The following is a 15,709-nucleotide window of genomic DNA, read 5'->3' as shown; positions in this document are numbered from 1 at the left end:
CTCGCTAGTAGGCGAGCACCGGCACCTTGAAGGAGCTGGAGCTCTCGTAGCCGTCGCCGGCGAACGAGGCCTGCAGCACGTGCAGGCCTCGGCCGAGCTTCGGCAGCTTCACGTCGACCCGGCCGCGGTCCTTCGCGGTGATCTCGACCGTGGCGATGACCGTCTGGCCGTCGCTGATCGTGACCGTGCCCGCCGGGCGGCTGCCGTCGCCGGTCACGACGAGGCCGACCCAGCGGATCGTCGAGTTCGACTTGAACAGCAGCTTCGAGGGCAGCCCGACGATCGCCGTGTCGACGAGGTCGGGGGCCGCCTGCACCGTGATCGGCACCGTGACGCTCGTGCCGGTGGCGGCGACGGCGATCGTGAGCGACTGCGCGCCCTCGACGCCCTCGGGGATGACGATGTCGACGGTCGCGCGACCGCCCTCATCGCTCGTGGGCACGACCGTGCGGTCGACGGTCGCCGTGCCGAGCACCGCGTCGCCGAGGGACACGGTGACCTCGCCGGCCGCGGGCTCGCTCGTCGAGAAGTCGAGCGAGCTGAGCTGCAGGCTGAGCGATTCGCCCGGGGCGTAGGCCTGGCCGTCGGCCGGGGCCGGCAGCACGAGGCCGACCGAGCGCTGCGCCGCATCCGGCGTCGCCGTGCCGTTCGCCGCGAACCAGTCGACCATGGACTGCAGGTCGACGCGGCCGGTGTCGGCCTTGTTCGCGCCCTTGCCGAGGGTGAAGAAGTTGTCTCCGCCCGAGGCGAGGAACGAGTTCGCCACCACCCGGTACGTCGCCGCCGGGTCGATCGCCGTGCCGTTCAGCGTCACCTGGGTGACGCGGGAACCGGCCGCGGCGGTCGGGTCGTAGACGACCTGGAGCTCCTTGTTGACGCCGAGCTTCAGGAACGGCCGCGACGAGCCCGCGGGCTGCCACTGCTCCTCGAGGACCTGCTTGACCTGCTCGCCCGTGAGGTCGAGCGTCACCAGCGTGTTGGCGAACGGCTGCACGCCGGCCGCCTCCTTGTAGGTGAGGTTGCCGTCGGGGTCCTCGGCGCTCGTGCCCTTGTAGACGAGGTCGGTGCGCAGGCCGCCGGGGTTCATGAAGGCGATGTCGGCCTTGGCGTCCTGCTTGGCCGCCCACAGCTGCACGTCGGCGACGAAGTTGCCGAGCGTCGACTCGCCGCCGCGGTTCTCGACGAGCGTCGGGTTGCCCTGGGCGTCGGTGCCAGGCTGGCGGGCCCGGTTGAAGTCGCCCGTGATGTCACCGACCTTCTGCTTGCCGAGCTGATCGGCGACCTTCTTGGCCTCGTCGACGATCGACTGCACGGCCGGCACCGCCGGGTACAGCGGCGTCGTGCCGTTCATGAGGGGCTTCAGCTCGTTCGAGATCGAGAGCAGCTCCTTCGTCACCGGGTCGACCTGCAGCTTCATCAGCCCGAAGCGCTCGCCGTACTGACCGGCCGAGACGACCGGGCGGCCGTCGACGACGTGGTTGTACGGGAGGTGGGTGTGCGCCGAGACGATGGCCGCGACCGAGGGGTCGACGCCCTGCACGATCTTGGCGAACGCCGAACCGTCGCTGAGGCTCGCGATGTCCGTCGTCGTCGCGCCCTCGTGCACGAGCAGCACGAGCACGTCGGCCTCACCGTTGGCGGGGTCGCCGTCCTTCAGCTGCTCGGCGACCGCGTTGACGGAGTCGACGACGCCGCGGACCTCGAGGTCGGCGATGCCGGCCGGGCTGACGAGCGAGTCGAGCTCCTCGGTGACCGCGCCGATGAAGCCGACGGTCACGCCGTCGAGCGTCTCGGTGTAGTACGGCGCGAGGGCCGTGTCGTCGCTGCCCTTCAGGAACACGTTGGACGAGATGTACTCCCAGTCGGCCCGGCTCTGCACCCGGTCGCGCAGGTCTTCCCAGCCCTGGTCGAACTCATGGTTGCCCGCGGCGCTCACATCGAGGCCCGCGGCGTTCAGCGCGTCGATCGTCGGGTTGTCGTCCTGGATGAACGAGGTGAACGTCGAGGCGCCGATGAGGTCGCCCGCCGCCGCGAAGATCGTGTTCGGGTTCTCCGCGCGCACCTGCTCGACGGCGCCGGCGAGGACCGCGGCCCCCGCGGCCGGAGCCGACTGCTCGATGCGACCGTGGAAGTCGTTGATCGTCACGATGTCGATGTCCACCGGGGCGACCTCGGCCGAGAGGCCGAGCACGATCGGGTCGTGGTCGCTCGAGCGGTACGGCGTGCCGGCCTCGGTCGCGCCGAAGGCGTACCCGCGGTCGCCCCACTCGGGCGAGTTGATGTTCCACACCCCGACGCCCGTGACCTCGGACGCGACCGAGGGGCTCGCCAGCACGTGGTCGAGCGAGCCGAGCTCACCGTTGAACGAGTACGTGAACTGCTCGGTCTGCGACGGCACGAGGTCGGTCCAGCCGGCGCCCGTGAAGACGTCGATCGGGTCCTCGTGGGCGTAGGAGTTGAAGTCGCCGATGAGGAACATCGCGTCGCTGCCGGATGCTTCGGCCACCGTGTCGGTGAAGGCGAGGAGCGACTGCGCCTGCTCGACGCGCTCGGCGTTGAAGAAGCCCTGGCCGTCGGCCGGCTCGGGCGGGTTGCCCGAGGGCGGGCTCTTCGACTTGAAGTGGTTCGCGACGACCGAGAACACCTTGCCGCTGTCGAGGCGGAACGCCTGGGCGATCGGCTCGCGGGCGATGTCCCACACCGTCTCGTCAACGACCGTGAGGCTGTCGCCGACGGGGCTCACCAGGTCGTTGCGGTAGATGATCGCACTCGTGATGAAGTCGGTGATCGCGGCGTCGTGCAGCGCGGCCGGGGTCGGCACGTACGACCAGACCTCGGCGCCCGCGGCCTCGTTGAGGCCGGCCACGAGATCGGCGAGCGCCTCGTCGGGCGCCTCGCCGAGCTTGACGGAGTTCTCGATCTCCTGCAGCGCGACGACGTCGGCGCCGAGACCCGAGATCGCCGCGACGATCTTCGACTTCTGGATCGCGAACTCCTCGGCGTCGGCCGCGCCGCGCGCCTGCGAGTTCACCGAGGTGAAGGTCGTGAAGTAGTTGTAGACGTTGAACGCCCCGACCTGCACGTCGCCGCCCACCTCGGGGGCCGTCTCGGGACGCGGGTTCAGCGACTCGAAGGTCGGCTTCAGCGAGGCGTCGCTCGTCGAGTCGATCGGAGTCGTCGGCTGGAGGCGCCACTCGTTGAAGCCGTAGCCGAGCACGTAGCCGGTGTCGGGGAAGACGACGCGGTCGCCGTTGCGCACGACGGTGTCGGCCGTGAAGTACGGCTGGTCGTTCGGGTGGGCCGAGTTGTCGACGCGCGTCGACCAGCCGTCGTCGAGCAGGAGCCGCGAGTCGCGGTTCGCCTGTGCGATCGTCGCGTTGGCCGGGTCGGTCGCGTCGACCTGCTCAGTGCTCTTGACCGGCAGCTCCTCGCCGGCGTTCAGCCAGAGCTCGCCGAAGCTGTAGAGGGAGTGGCTCGAGACGAGGCGGTACTCGCCGCTCGGTGCGACGTACATGCCCTCGTACGCCTCGCGGGCGGCGCCGCGCACATCGTCGGGCAGCGGGGTCGCCTCCGGGACGCCGACACCGGCCTGCACGAGCTCGACGGCGGCGGCGTTCGCGACCGAGATCTGCGTCTGCCCGCTGAACTCGTTCGGCTTGCCGGTGACGCGCACGAGGTCGCCGATCGCGCCGGGCGTCGTCGCCGCGGCGTTGCCGAGGTACACGAAGACGGCGTCGGACGCCCCGGGCGTCGCGTCGTCGACGCCGCCGGACCCCTGCGTCTGGATGTAGATGCCGCGATAGCCACCGGTGCGGTGATCGGCGGTGATCACGCCCTCGACGGTGACATCGGCGTTCGAGGGCAGCGGGGTGGCGGCGCCGGTCCCCTGCACCTCGGCGATGGAATGCGTGACCTCGGCTGCCTGAGCCGGTGTCGCGGCGAGCAGGCCTGTGGCGAGCGTGCCGGCGGCGACGACCGCGACAGCCGGCCACCTGCGGATGGTGCGGCGTTGCATGAGTTCTCCCTCCGAGTCGCCCCCGCTCGGGGGACGCACTGGACCAGAGCTTAGGAGCGCCCGGCGACGCTGCCAAGAGGCGATCCACCCCCGACTTGCTTGATTTCATGCGGCGCTCCCAGTGATTTCACGTCTCGTTCACGCCCACGCGCGCAAATGAGCGGTGGCCCCCGGATGGGGCGCTCGGATGCGCACTCAGCCGGCGGTGTGCCGCCGCGACCAAGCCCGGTGCTCGGAGAGTCAACCCGCGGATCGGCGACCACCCCTACGCTGACCGGGTGGACCACGACGACCGAATCCGGCTGCTCGATCCCGCGCTCGCGGCATCCGAGCCGATCGATCCGACCGCACCGGGCGCCCTCTCGGCCACGGTCGGAGCCGGGTCGGCAGAGGCGCTCGCCCGATTCAGCAGCCTCGAAGCCGACTCGCCGGATGCGGTCTGGGGCGCCTTGCGGCAGCACTCGCTCGAGCTGCGGAGCTCCGGTCCCGACGCTGAGCGCACCGCGGCCGTCGAGCAGGTGCTCGACGCCTGGTTGGCGCGCATCGCCTCGTCTGAGGTGCCGGGCGACTTCGACAGCAGCGCCAGGATCTCGCTGCCGACCAGGGACATCGCACTCGTGAACGCGCTCTACGCCCGCGGCTTCGGACCGACCGGCGTACGTGCGGTGCGGTTCCGTCCCCATGGCGGCGCCCGGCAGGCCCCGAGTCTGCCCGCGCCGCTCGACGGGGCGCTCGTGCGGCTCGCCAGACTCGACGATGCCGACCGCCTCGGCGAGCTCGACGCTCGACTGCTCGCCCTCGACGCGCACTTCGCCGGCGTCACGATGCGCGAGAACGCCGGCGCCGGATTCGCGACCGCCTATCGCGAGCGACTGCGGCGAGCACCGGACACGACGTGGGTGCTCGAACGGGACGGCGAGGTCGCCGGGTTCATCCACGTCGTGCCCGACGCCGACTCGCCGGAACCGGATTCGCGGCTGCTCGCCGCGACCGGCGGACAGTATCTCGTCGTGATGTACCTCGACGAGACCGAGCGTGGCGCGGGTGTCGGCGCGGCGTTCCTGCAGCTCGCGCACGATGCGCTGGACGCGGCCGGCACGCCGTATGTCGTGCTCAGCTATGCGGTCGCCAACCCGCGCTCCGGGCCCTTCTGGTCGCGGAATGGGTACCGCCCGATCGTGACGGAGTGGCAGCGTCGCCCGGCAGTCTTCGCATCGCTCCCCGCCGCGGCCGCCGAGACGAGCTAGCCCCGCACGCATCTCACGCCACCGCCGATGCACGCATTGGCCGACGGCGACTGAACACAGGCACCACTGCGCGATTGCCCAGCCTTGGTCTCTGTTCGGGGTCGAGGTGCGCGGGTGGAACGAACCAGCTGCGCCCGTCGCGGACTCGGATGATCCAGCCGTCGTCGTGCACCCGATGATGGTGGTGGCTGCAGAGCAGGATGCCGTTGTCGAGGTCGGTCGGTCCGCTGTCGCGGTTCCACCACGCGATGTGGTGCGCTTCAGTATGGCTCGGCGGCCGCATGCATCCGGGCCAGGCGCATCCGCCGTCACGCTCGGCGAGTGCGACTTTCTGCGCGGGTGTGAAGAGTCTGGCGGAGCGGCCGAGCTTGAGGGGCAGTTCCCCTCGACCGATCAGCATGGGCGAGATGCCCGCCGAGCTGATGAGCTCTCGGACCGTTTCCAATGAGACCGGCTGCTCGATGCCGTCGATGGATGCGGCACCCCGCCCGGCGGCGAGCGCCTCGGCATCGGCACGGACCACGACCGTCACGGAGCGGAGCGTCGGAACGTTGGAGCAGCCCAGGGCGTGGCGGGCGAGATCAGTGAGCGCATCGGCATTCAGCTGCGCGACCGTGCGTGTCTCCGACGTCGCCTGATCGCCCTCCGTCTCGGCTGGCCGTGGAGCCCGGGCGTCGCGCGCGCGGTGCAGCTCGGCGCTGACGAGCGCGTCGATCGCGGACTTCACGAGGGCGCCGCTCACTGGGTCGAATGCGCCGCGCACATTGACCATGCCCGCTCGGTCCTGCCAGATGCGGAGCCCGCGCCTGGCGCGCAGCTCGTCTTCGCGCGGCTTGACGCCATCGGGATCGAGCCGCGCTTCGAGCCGCTTCACGAGCAGGCCCAGGCCGTCGACCCCGACGACCGGGGCACGCTCGACGAGAAACGCCTCGGATGCCGCGAGCTCCTCGGGGTCGGCTCGCACTTCGACCCGGTCGAGGAACCGCCGGATCACGTCGGCCGCCTCGATACCCACGACACCGTCGTGAAGCGCACGCGCCAGCGAAGGCCGCTTCGGCGGCAGCAGCTCGGCCGTGAAGGAGGAGCGCGTAGCCGTGGCGCGGCCGACCGCGACGAGCCGGGCCGCCTCGACGTATCGACCAGCAGTGAGGTGTGCGATCAGCCGCTCGGGCGTGGTGAAGCCTCGCGCCTTCGCGAGGTCGTCGCCGGCGATGCCGCTGCAGCGATCGTCGAGCTCGGCCGCCACCCTCGCCTGCAGCGACTCCGCGAGCCGGGAAAGGCCCGCGATCGCCTCGGCCACCCGCACCAATCCGTCGTCGCTCATCGCTCGCACATCGCCCTCGGGCTGCGAGCTCGCACGCGTGAGCGCACCCTGCCACACCGCCTCGACGGCGGAGGCGGCCGCACTGAACGCGGCGAGTGCCGCCGGAGCGGTGCTGGAGTTCGTCATGCCTCCATCGTCCCAAACCGGCCACGAGATTCGAAGCTCTGTTCGACGATCGCGCCACTTCGAGATCGCGCCACTTCGGGCTAGGCGCGGGCGAGCGAGTCAGCGAGGCTGTCTCGCACGCACCGGGGTGACGAAGCGACCGATCACCGCGCGACGCCGCCCCGGACACCATCCAGACAGCTGAGAGAAGGGCCCCGAACATGCAGAACTCCCCCAGCCGAGCCAAGGGAAGGGCGCGCCCACCGCCTACCCCTGGCGCGAGGCGTACTCCGGCGCGAGCGACAACGCACTGAACGTGAACGGGCGGTCGACGCGGATGAATCCGAGCGGACAGTGCTTGACGCCCGCGGGGATGAAGGCGGAGCCGGACGTCGTGATGATGCGGCGCTCACCCTCGATCTCGAGATAGATCTCGGCGCCGAGATCCCGGGGGTTCTCGGGGTCGCTGCCCGTCCAAGTGAGCACCTCGTCGTAGTCGTGCACGTGCTCGCGCACCCACGGCGTCTCCTGATCGACCTCGGTGATCCAGACGTGCGTCATGTGAATCGTGCTCTCGGCCTGCGTCAGTCGGCCGACGAGCTCGAACCCCTCGCCGATGTTGTCCGGGTCGGGGATTCCGGCGGCTTCGCCTTCGTCGGTCCAGACGACGTCGAGCAGCGGGAGGGTCGTGTTCAGGAGTTCGTCGATGCGCGCCATGTCCTGACGCTAGGCGCGAACGAAGGACGGATGAAAGGCCGAGCGCGGGACTGTGCAGCGAACGGCAAGCCGTGATGCACGCCCAGTCAAGGCTCCAGCCGCAGGTACGGCTGCACGCCCGGGGACGGCTGCACGGCCATGCACGGCCGCACCCCCAGGCACGACCACACGCCCATGCACGACCGCACCCCCAGGCACGGCTGCACGCCCGCGCCCGCGCCCACGCTCGACCGCACGCCTACAACCGCACGAACGCCACGTCGCCGAGCACGGCCGTGCCTGCTTCGGCCGACGCCTCGAGATCGACGACGGCGCGAATCCGCCAGTCGTGGTGGCCCGCGGGGTCGTCAACGGTCTGCTCGGCGCGCCAGATCCCGGCCGAGGCATCCGATTCGTCGATCGTGACGAGTCGAGGCGAGCGCGCGGCGGGTCCGGTGCCGATGGCATCGTGCTCGGCGTAGTAGGCGTCGAGGGCGTCCGGCCAGCCGGCGTCGGGGTCGAGCTCGACGAGCTCCTCCTCCCGATCGAGGGCGGCGAGCTGCACGCGCCGGAACAGCTCGTTCCGCACGAGCACCGTGAACGCCCGCCGGTTCGTGACGACCGAGGGCGGCGCGGGCGGCACGACGGGCGCCTCGTCCTCGGGCAGGTGCGCGGCGGGGTCGATCAGTTCGGCCCACTCGTCGACGAGGCTCGAGTCCACCTGGCGCACGAGCTCGCCGAGCCATTCGATGAGGTCGAGCAGCTCCTCGTTCTTCGCCTCCTCCGGCACGGTCTGCCGGATAGCGCGGAACGCGTCGGAGAGGTACCGCAGCACGAGCCCCTCGCTCCGGGCGAGCTGGTACAGCGCGACGTATTCCCCGAACGACATGCTGCGCTCGAACATGTCCCGCACCACGGTCTTCGGCCGCAGCTCGAAGTCGCGCACCCAGGGCTGGCTCGCCGCGAAGCGTTCGAAGGCGTGCGTGAGCAGCTCCTCGAGCGGCTTCGGCCACGTGACGTCCTCGAGGCGCGCCATCCGCTCCTCGTACTCGATCCCCTCTTGCTTCATCGCCGCGACGGCCTCGCCGCGCGCGCGGAACTCCTGCTGCGAGAGGATCGGCCGCGGGTCGTCGAGCGTCGACTCGATGATCGAGACCACGTCGAGGGCGTAGTGGCCGGTGCCCTGCTCGCTCGTCTCGGCGTCGAGCAGTTCTATCGCGGCGAGCGCGAACGGCGAGAGGGGCTGGTTCAGGGCGAAGTTCGGCTGGAGTTCCACCTCGAGGCGGATCTCGACGCCGAGGGCCGTCCCGTCGGCATCGGGCGAGAGCGTCACGACCCCGGCGTCCCGCAGGGTGCGCAGGATGCCGAGGGCACGACGCGCGAGCTCGAAGCGACGAGCCCGGGGCTGGTGATTGTCGAAGACGAGCGCGGCGACGTTGGCGGCGACGTCGCCGCCGCGGGCGATGACGTTGATGAGCATCGCGGCGGTGAGCTGCAGTTGCGGCACGAGCGGCTCCGGCTGCGCGGCGACGAGCCGCTCGAAGGCACCCTCGCCCCAGCTGATCTGCCCGGCGGGCGGCTTCTTGCGCACGACCTTCTTGAGCTTCTTCGGATCGTCGCCGGCCTTGCGCACGGCCTGCTCGTTCTCGATCTCGTGCTCGGGCGCGAGCACGACGACGGTGCCGGCGGTGTCGTAGCCGGCGCGCCCCGCGCGCCCCGCGATCTGGTGGAACTCGCGGGCGCTCAGGTGCCGCATGCGCTGGCCGTCGTACTTGGCGAGCGCGGTGATGAGCACGCTGCGAATGGGCACGTTGATGCCGACGCCGAGCGTGTCGGTGCCGCAGATGACGCGCAGGAGCCCGCGCTGAGCGAGGGTCTCGACGAGGCGGCGGTAGCGCGGGAGCATCCCGGCGTGGTGCACGCCGATGCCCGATCTCACGAGCCGCGACAGCGTCTTGCCGAAGCTCGTCGTGAAGCGGAAGCCGCCGATCGCCTCGGCGATCTCGTCCCGTTGCTCGCGGGTGACGACGCGGATCGACGAGAGCGCCTGCGCCCGTTCCATCGCCTGGGCCTGCGAGAAGTGCACGATGTAGACGGGCGCCTGCCGGGTCTCGAGCAGCTCCTCGACCGTCTCCTGCACGGGCGTCTTCGCGTACGAGAAGCTGAGCGGCACCGGACGTTCGACGCCGGTGACCTCGGCGGTCGGCCGGGCGGTGCGCGCCGACAGGTCCTCGGCGATCGCCGTGACGTCGCCGAGCGTCGCCGACATGAGCACGAACTGCGCCTTCGTGAGCAGCAGCAGCGGCACCTGCCAGGCCCAGCCGCGCTCGGGGTCGCCGTAGTAGTGGAACTCGTCCATCACGACCTGGTCGACGTCGGCCTCCGCGCCGCGGCGGAGCGCGAGGTTCGCGAGGATCTCCGCTGTGCAGCACACGATCGGCGCGTCGGCGTTCACCGAGCTGTCGCCGGTGACCATGCCGACGTTCGCCGCGCCGAACACGTCGACGAGCTGGAAGAACTTCTCGGAGACGAGCGCCTTGATCGGCGCCGTGTAGTAGCTGCGCCCGCCCTTCGCGACCGCGGTCGCGTGCGCCGCGACCGCGACGAGGGACTTGCCGGTCCCGGTGGGCGTGGAGAGGATGACGTTCGCGCCGGACACGATCTCGATGACCGCCTCGTCCTGCGCGGGGTAGAGCGCGAAGCCGCGCGACTCGGCCCAGCCGACGAAGGCGTCGTACATCGCGTCCGCGTCGTAGGGCCGCGGGACGAGGTCGAGGAGCGCGTCGGTCACCCGTCGAGTCTGTCACGACGACCGGTGGCCGGACGGCGCTGCCCCGTCCCGGCTTGGCCCCCTCCGTGCCGGAACGGGGGGAGCCGGCCCATGACCGCGGTTCGGGTCGCGATCGGGCCGGCTCTCAGCGGACGCACCCGCCGGAATCAGTTCCCCCTGCAGTCACGGCGGGGTGCGGTCCACTGCTCACGCTATGGCCGGCCGCGAGCGCGCCGCCTCAGGGGTGGCCCTGAAGTCGCCCCTGAGGCGGCGCCCGGGGCGACGTGCTTGCCGGTTCATCCGCCCCGCCAGTAGCGTTCGCTCAGCCCGCCTGCCCGAGAGGAGACCGCGATGCTCATCGCCGAAGACGCCGGCCGCGAGTCGGCGAAGTCGCCGGAGCCCGGCGCGTTCGACAGCGCGCTCGTCGTCGTGCACGGGATGGGCAGCGCGTACACGAGCCAGATCCTGCTCGAGTGGGCCGAGCCGCTCCTCGAGCGGATGGACTGGATCGCCCGCGACCGCATCATCGGCGGCCGCGACGAGCACGGGGTGACGATCGTCGACTCGGAGCTCACGGGCGAGGTGCCGATCGTGACGGCGACGGTCGCGTTCCCGACGCGGGGCACCGGTCGGGTCGAGGACGGCGCCGTGGTGGATGCCGAGACCACCCTGCGCCGCATCGCGATCGTCGAGGCGCGCTGGTCGGAGTCCTTCGTGCCGATGTCGCGCGCGCAGGTGTTCCGCTGGGCGGTGCCGTTCATGTGGCGCGCGCTCACCCGCATGCTCGGGCTCTTCCGGCAGACCCTCGTCATGCTGCCCTGGCTGACGCTCGTCGAGCATCAGCGCCCGCCGCACGATCGACTGCTGCTCGGCCGCGCCCTCACCGCGATCGTCGACGTCGTCCGGGTCGCGGTGCTCACCGTGGTGTTCGCGGCCGTCTGGCTCGGCGTGGTCCTGCTCGGCGTGATGCTCACCCCGGTCCTGCCGTTGCTCAGCCCGCTGCTGCTGATCCCCTGGTTCAAGGAACTCGCCCAGGGCGTGCTCGACGCCTTGGTCGGCTCGATCGGCGACGTGGCGGCGTGGAAGGAACGGCCGGTGCGGGCCTCCGCGATGCGGCTCGTCGTGCGCGACGCTCTCGCCCGGGCCCGCGAGCTCGTCGGCGACGACGGGGACGTGCACCTCTTCGCGCATTCGCAGGGCGCCGCAGTGGCGACGTTCGCACTGTTCGAGGAGCTCGACCCCGCGACGTTCAATGTGCGCCGGCTGACCACCGTCGGCGCGGCCGTCGTGCTGCTCGGCCGCGAGAACTGGCGCGGCCGCAGCGACCGCTACGCACCCGTCGCCAACTGGATCGGCGCATCTCCCGAGCGCCCGGTCGCCTGGGCGAACCACTGGGCCGTCTGGGACCCCTTCTCCGCCGGGCCGATCGCCGACAGCCGGCGCGCGGCGCGCGAACGGTGGCGCGCCGCGTACTTCCCCAGACCGGGCGACGCCGCGCTCGGCCCCGAGGAGCACGCGGTGCACAACACGAGCCAGCCGTTCCTCGATCACAGCGAGTACTCCCGCAACGTCGTGCAGGTCGTCGATCCGACCGCCAGGCACCTGCTCGGCCCCGCGCTCGCCGCCCGGCCCGCCGAGGTGGAGTACCTCGAGAACCGGCTCGCCGTGATCGACAAGAAGTCGCTCGGCACCAACCTGCTCGCGGCCCTCGTCACGGCCGCGATCCTGCCCGGGCTGCCCGCCGCATCCGCCGCCTTCGCGTGGCTCGTCCGGACCGTCGCCCTCGCGGTCGGCGCCGTCGCCGGCGTCTTCACGGGCGCGCCGGCGGAGGACGCCCTGAGCTCGCTCGCCTGGCTCGTCGACGACGGCCGACTGACGGACTGGGGATGGCTCATCGCGGCCGCCCTCGTCGCGGCCCTGCTGATCTGGCTGAACCAGCTGCTGAACGGATTCACCCAGCGCTCGCTCGTCTGGCAGCGCTGCCCCATGGAGGCGCGGCGGTGGCTCGTGCTGACCGCGCTCCCCCGCGTCGGCTACGTCGCGGCCGCCGCGGTCACCGTCTGGTGCGCGATCGCCGCCTGGACGACGCCGCCGCTTCCCGCGACGGCGCTGTGGACCTGGGGGCTCGGCATCGGGCTCGTCGCCGCGTTCGTCATCGCCGAGCCGCGCTTCGCCCCCTCGCCGGTGGTCGTCCCCGCCCGCCGCGTCGCCCCGGGCGCGAGCGCGACCGCCGAGCTGCCGCCGCCGATGACGATCGGCCGGGCGCTCGCGAGCTCCGCCTACCGGGACGAGCTCGCCGCGCGCCGTCGCCTCCTCACGCCGACGACGGCGTGGTCGCGGTTCTGGGCCCGCGTGCTCCACGGCTGGCGGGGCTGAGACTCGGGCTGAGAATCGGGCGACGACGAGGCCGGCTGAGCCTCAGGTGCCGAGCAGCAGCGCGATGACCGTGAGCACCGGCACCGCACCCACCGTGGTCACGAAGATCGTGTCGCGCGCGAGCACTTCCGCGGTCTCGTAGCGCTGCGCGTAGTTGAAGACGTTCTGCGCGGTCGGCAGCGCCGCGAGCACCGTGACCGCGTAGAGGGCGGCGTCGTCGAGGCCGAAGGCGAAGCGGCCGAGCGCCCACGCCACGACCGGCATGGCGAGGAGCTTCAGCCCGGCCGCGATGAACACCTCGACGCGGGCCCCGCCCGGCGCGAGCAGGCGTCGGCCGTGCAGCGACATCCCGTAGGAGATGAGCATGAGCGGCACGGCCGCGTGCCCGATGAGCTCGATCGGGTCGAGCACGATCGGCGGCAGCTCGATGCCGCTGACGGCGACGAGCACTCCCGCGAGCGAACCCACGATGATCGGGTTGGTGAGGGTGCCCCGCACGATCGCGGCGACCGAGGTGCGCTGCTCGACGACCGCGCCGAGCACTGCGAGGGCGACCGGCGCGAAGAGCAGGAGCTGCAGCAGCACGATCGGCACCGAGAGCGCCGCGTCGCCGAGCATGTACACCGCGATCGGGATGCCGATGTTGTTGCCGTTGACGTAGCCGGAGGCGAGCGAACCGATCACCGTGTCGGCGAGCCGGCGGCGGAGCAGGAGCATCGATACGAGGCCGAACAGGAGCATCATCGTCGCGGCCGCGATCGCGGAGACCGGCAGCAGGGTCGAGAACAGCTGCCGGACGTTCGCGGTCGCGAGCACCGAGAACAGCAGGAACGGCGCGAGCACGTTGAACGTGAGCTTCGCGAGCACCGGCCGGGCCTCGGGCCCGAACAGGCCCGACCGCGCGGTGATCCAGCCGACGACGACGGCGAGCGCGATGACGACGAAGCCGGTGAGCACGCCGATCATGCGGCCGGTCCCGTCGGGTCATCCACACGCCGAGCCTACGGGTCGAGCCGTGCGCGCCATCCCGTCCACGTCATGATCGACCAGAATCCGACGACGACGACCGCCGCGATGCAGAGCGCGAGCACCCCGATCTCGCGGCCGGCGGCGACATCGAAGATGAGCCCCGTGACGCCCGCGGCGATGAAGGACACGACGGCGATCTGGGCGATCAGCAGGCGGTTGGCCGTGCGCACGAGGCGCTGCTTCGCGTGCTGCCGGAACAGCGCGCGATGCAGCATCACGGGCGCGAGCCCCAGCAGCGTCGCGAGGCCCGCGGCGATGACGAGGCAGAGGTAGAGCGTGTGGGCGTAGGGATCGAGCTCTTCGAAGCGCGGCTGGAAGGCGACCGCGAGCAGGAACCCCGAGAGGATCTGCGTCCCCGTCTGCACCGCCCTGAGCTCTTGCAGGAGCTCGTTCCAGTTGCGGTCGTACCGCTCGGTGGCCGTCTCGGAACGGCCGTCGGCTGGATCGGCGTCGACATCCGGATCGGTTCCGGCGCCGCTCGGATGGGCCGTCATCACTCCCAGGCCGCGGTGTGCGTCCAGCCGGCGAGGTAGGCGCGCTCGTTCTCGTTCAGCCGCACGAAGTCGCGCATCGGGAATCGTTCGAGCTCGCAGAGCTCGTAGATCCGGCGGACCACCGCTCGGCGCAGCGGGGCGCTGGGGTGCTCCAGGATCTCGCGCTGCAGGGTGGGCTCGAGCATCGGCCACCAGATGCCGATGGGTGGAAGCTCGGCGCGCCTCGCGCCGATGGTCGGAAGCTCTGCGCGTCTCGCGCTGATGGGCTGCGGTGCCTCGATGGTCATGTCGCTCCCCTTGTTCCCCGATGTGGTGTTCCCCGATCCGAGCACGACGCGCCACGCCGCCCTCGGCAGAATGAAGCTACTCCACCGCCGCCTCGGCCGCATCGGGCTTGACCCCATCGGTGGCCGGTGCTAGCCCGGACGTGCGGAGCGGCCCGTGGTGGGCGGCGACGGTCGCGCCGAGCGCGGCCAGCCCGCCGGAGACGTAGGCGCGGCGCTGCCGCTCGGCCCCCGATCCCCGGGCCAAAAGGGAGCGGATGTCGCGCGCCACGGAGCCCGGCGATCCGCACCAGTCGAGCGCCCACTCCACGAGCGCCGGGAGCGGGGCGACGCCCTCGCCGAGCGGATGCGGGACGCGCGCGGCATGCCCGTCGCGCGCCGCCGTCCACACCGCCGTGTTCAGGACATCGGAGTCGATCGCGGGCGGCGGCTGCGGCATCCGCATCATCCGCGCCGCGATGAGCCGGACGAAGCCGCAGATCGCGACCGTGTCACGCACCTCGAGCTGCGCGTCGCCGAAGCGCAGCTCGATCGTGGGCAGGTGGTGCGAGAGACGCACCGTCCAGGTGACGAGGGCCGCGTCGTCGTCGCCGACGGCGGCGAGCACCTGCGCGCGGCGGCCCGTGTAGTCAGCGAAGTCGGCGAACGGTGCCGGCACCCCGATCGAGATCCAGCGCCGCAGGAGAATGGTGCGCCAGCTGGCGAAGCCGGTGTCGCGGCCGCGCCAGAACGGCGAGTTGGCGGCGAGCGCAGTCAGCAGCGGCACCCAGCCGCGCAGGCGGTTCAGCGCCTCGACCCGCTGCTCAGGGTCGTCGTAGCCGAGGTGGACGTGCATGCCGCAGACCTGATGGTCGTCGAGGATGCCGCGGATGTCGGCCGCGATGCGACGGTACCTGGCGCCGTCGGCGGGCTCCGGCGAGTCCGCCTCGTGCAGCAGCGTGCCGCTCGAGGCGACCCCGAGGCCGAGTCCGGCGGCCGCGGCGGCGAGCTCGCGCCGGGCGCGCAGCAGGAGGGGCGCCGCGGCCCTCGCGTCGTCGCAGACCGGGGTGGCGTACTCGAGCTGATGCGCGAGGAATTCCCCCTCGATGCGGGGGGATCCGGGCAGGCTCACCTCGTCCAGCCGCTCGCGGACGGCCGCCGCAGCGTTCGCGGGCTCGAGGGTGCGTGGCACGACGAGGGCGAACTCCTCCTCGATGCCGAGCCGCGGCGCCGGGGGCGCCGTCCACGCGGGGGCCTCCGTGGGCACTGGGTCGAACCCGGTCATCGGCGACTCCGTTCGGTCACGGGAGCCGCGGCGATGGACCCCCACCGTCCGGTCTACCCCGCCTCCGTCCTCGCCGCACGGGCTTGACGGGATGCGCGCCGCATG

At 71.6% G+C, this 15,709-nt stretch carries 10 protein-coding genes; 2 read left to right on the top strand and 8 right to left on the bottom strand.

The genetic code is table 11. From position 1 onward, the window contains the following. Positions 1-4: 4 nt before the first annotated feature. The gene (locus QSJ60_RS05520; protein ID WP_285462916.1) at positions 5-4,015 is read right to left on the bottom strand and encodes an ExeM/NucH family extracellular endonuclease; all 4,011 of its coding nucleotides are present in this window, start codon (positions 4,013-4,015) and stop codon (positions 5-7) included. 278 nt (positions 4,016-4,293) lie between these two features. Between QSJ60_RS05520 and QSJ60_RS05515 the strand changes: the two genes are divergently transcribed. Further along, entirely contained in the window at positions 4,294-5,262 is a 969-nt protein-coding gene (locus QSJ60_RS05515) for a GNAT family N-acetyltransferase (protein ID WP_285462915.1), read from the top strand. Between the two features lie 13 nt (positions 5,263-5,275). Here QSJ60_RS05515 and QSJ60_RS05510 read toward each other — a convergent pair whose 3' ends face one another. From QSJ60_RS05510 to QSJ60_RS05500, 3 genes are all read right to left on the bottom strand, one after another. After that, positions 5,276-6,586, bottom strand: a complete 1,311-nt coding sequence (locus QSJ60_RS05510) for an HNH endonuclease signature motif containing protein (RefSeq protein ID WP_285462914.1) — start codon at positions 6,584-6,586, stop codon at positions 5,276-5,278. Between the two features lie 372 nt (positions 6,587-6,958). Beyond that, on the bottom strand, positions 6,959-7,408 hold the full coding sequence (locus tag QSJ60_RS05505) for a hypothetical protein (RefSeq protein WP_230763995.1): 450 nt from the start codon (positions 7,406-7,408) through the stop codon (positions 6,959-6,961). A 238-nt stretch (positions 7,409-7,646) separates the two neighbouring features. Continuing rightward, a complete protein-coding gene (locus tag QSJ60_RS05500; protein WP_285465265.1) occupies positions 7,647-10,127 on the bottom strand; it encodes a DEAD/DEAH box helicase in 2,481 nt (826 codons plus the stop codon). A gap of 381 nt (positions 10,128-10,508) precedes the next feature. Here QSJ60_RS05500 and QSJ60_RS05495 point away from each other — a divergent pair, with 381 nt between their 5' ends. Beyond that, positions 10,509-12,533, top strand: coding sequence for a hypothetical protein (locus tag QSJ60_RS05495; protein ID WP_285462913.1), 2,025 nt, complete (start codon positions 10,509-10,511; stop codon positions 12,531-12,533). Positions 12,534-12,575: 42 nt separating this feature from the next. Here the strand turns inward: QSJ60_RS05495 and QSJ60_RS05490 are convergent, their stop codons facing one another. The 4 genes from QSJ60_RS05490 to QSJ60_RS05475 all read right to left on the bottom strand — a co-directional run bounded on the left by QSJ60_RS05490 (position 12,576) and on the right by QSJ60_RS05475 (position 15,604). After that, on the bottom strand, positions 12,576-13,499 hold the full coding sequence (locus tag QSJ60_RS05490; protein ID WP_285462912.1) for an AEC family transporter: 924 nt from the start codon (positions 13,497-13,499) through the stop codon (positions 12,576-12,578). Between the two features lie 35 nt (positions 13,500-13,534). Beyond that, the gene (locus QSJ60_RS05485; protein ID WP_189083556.1) at positions 13,535-14,056 is read right to left on the bottom strand and encodes a DUF6328 family protein; all 522 of its coding nucleotides are present in this window, start codon (positions 14,054-14,056) and stop codon (positions 13,535-13,537) included. Beyond that, positions 14,056-14,343 carry a hypothetical protein gene (locus QSJ60_RS05480; protein WP_189083555.1) on the bottom strand — a complete coding sequence of 96 codons (288 nt, stop codon included), beginning with the start codon at positions 14,341-14,343 and terminating at the stop codon, positions 14,056-14,058. The genes QSJ60_RS05485 and QSJ60_RS05480 overlap by 1 nt, the downstream gene beginning before the upstream one ends. Before the next feature lie 76 nt (positions 14,344-14,419). Next, positions 14,420-15,604, bottom strand: a complete 1,185-nt coding sequence (locus QSJ60_RS05475) for a carboxylate-amine ligase (RefSeq protein WP_285462911.1) — start codon at positions 15,602-15,604, stop codon at positions 14,420-14,422. Positions 15,605-15,709: the final 105 nt, after the last annotated feature.

The organism is Agromyces sp. NBRC 114283, assembly GCF_030268405.1.
GTDB lineage: Bacteria > Actinomycetota > Actinomycetes > Actinomycetales > Microbacteriaceae > Agromyces > Agromyces mediolanus.
The sequence above is the reverse complement of the archived record's forward strand: the minus strand, read 5'-3'. Positions and strand labels throughout refer to the sequence as shown.

What these genes read in the sequence shown, in the direction of transcription:
- QSJ60_RS05505 (WP_230763995.1), bottom strand. Translation starts at nt 7,408, where the DNA reads ATGGCGCGCATCGACGAACTCCTGAACACGACCCTCCCGCTGCTCGAC.
- QSJ60_RS05480 (WP_189083555.1), bottom strand. Translation starts at nt 14,343, where the DNA reads ATGACCATCGAGGCACCGCAGCCCATCAGCGCGAGACGCGCAGAGCTT.
- QSJ60_RS05495 (WP_285462913.1), top strand. Translation starts at nt 10,509, where the DNA reads ATGCTCATCGCCGAAGACGCCGGCCGCGAGTCGGCGAAGTCGCCGGAG.
- QSJ60_RS05520 (WP_285462916.1), bottom strand. Translation starts at nt 4,015, where the DNA reads ATGCAACGCCGCACCATCCGCAGGTGGCCGGCTGTCGCGGTCGTCGCC.
- QSJ60_RS05500 (WP_285465265.1), bottom strand. Translation starts at nt 10,127, where the DNA reads ATGTACGACGCCTTCGTCGGCTGGGCCGAGTCGCGCGGCTTCGCGCTC.
- QSJ60_RS05475 (WP_285462911.1), bottom strand. Translation starts at nt 15,604, where the DNA reads ATGACCGGGTTCGACCCAGTGCCCACGGAGGCCCCCGCGTGGACGGCG.
- QSJ60_RS05485 (WP_189083556.1), bottom strand. Translation starts at nt 14,056, where the DNA reads ATGACGGCCCATCCGAGCGGCGCCGGAACCGATCCGGATGTCGACGCC.
- QSJ60_RS05490 (WP_285462912.1), bottom strand. Translation starts at nt 13,499, where the DNA reads ATGATCGGCGTGCTCACCGGCTTCGTCGTCATCGCGCTCGCCGTCGTC.
- QSJ60_RS05510 (WP_285462914.1), bottom strand. Translation starts at nt 6,586, where the DNA reads ATGAGCGACGACGGATTGGTGCGGGTGGCCGAGGCGATCGCGGGCCTT.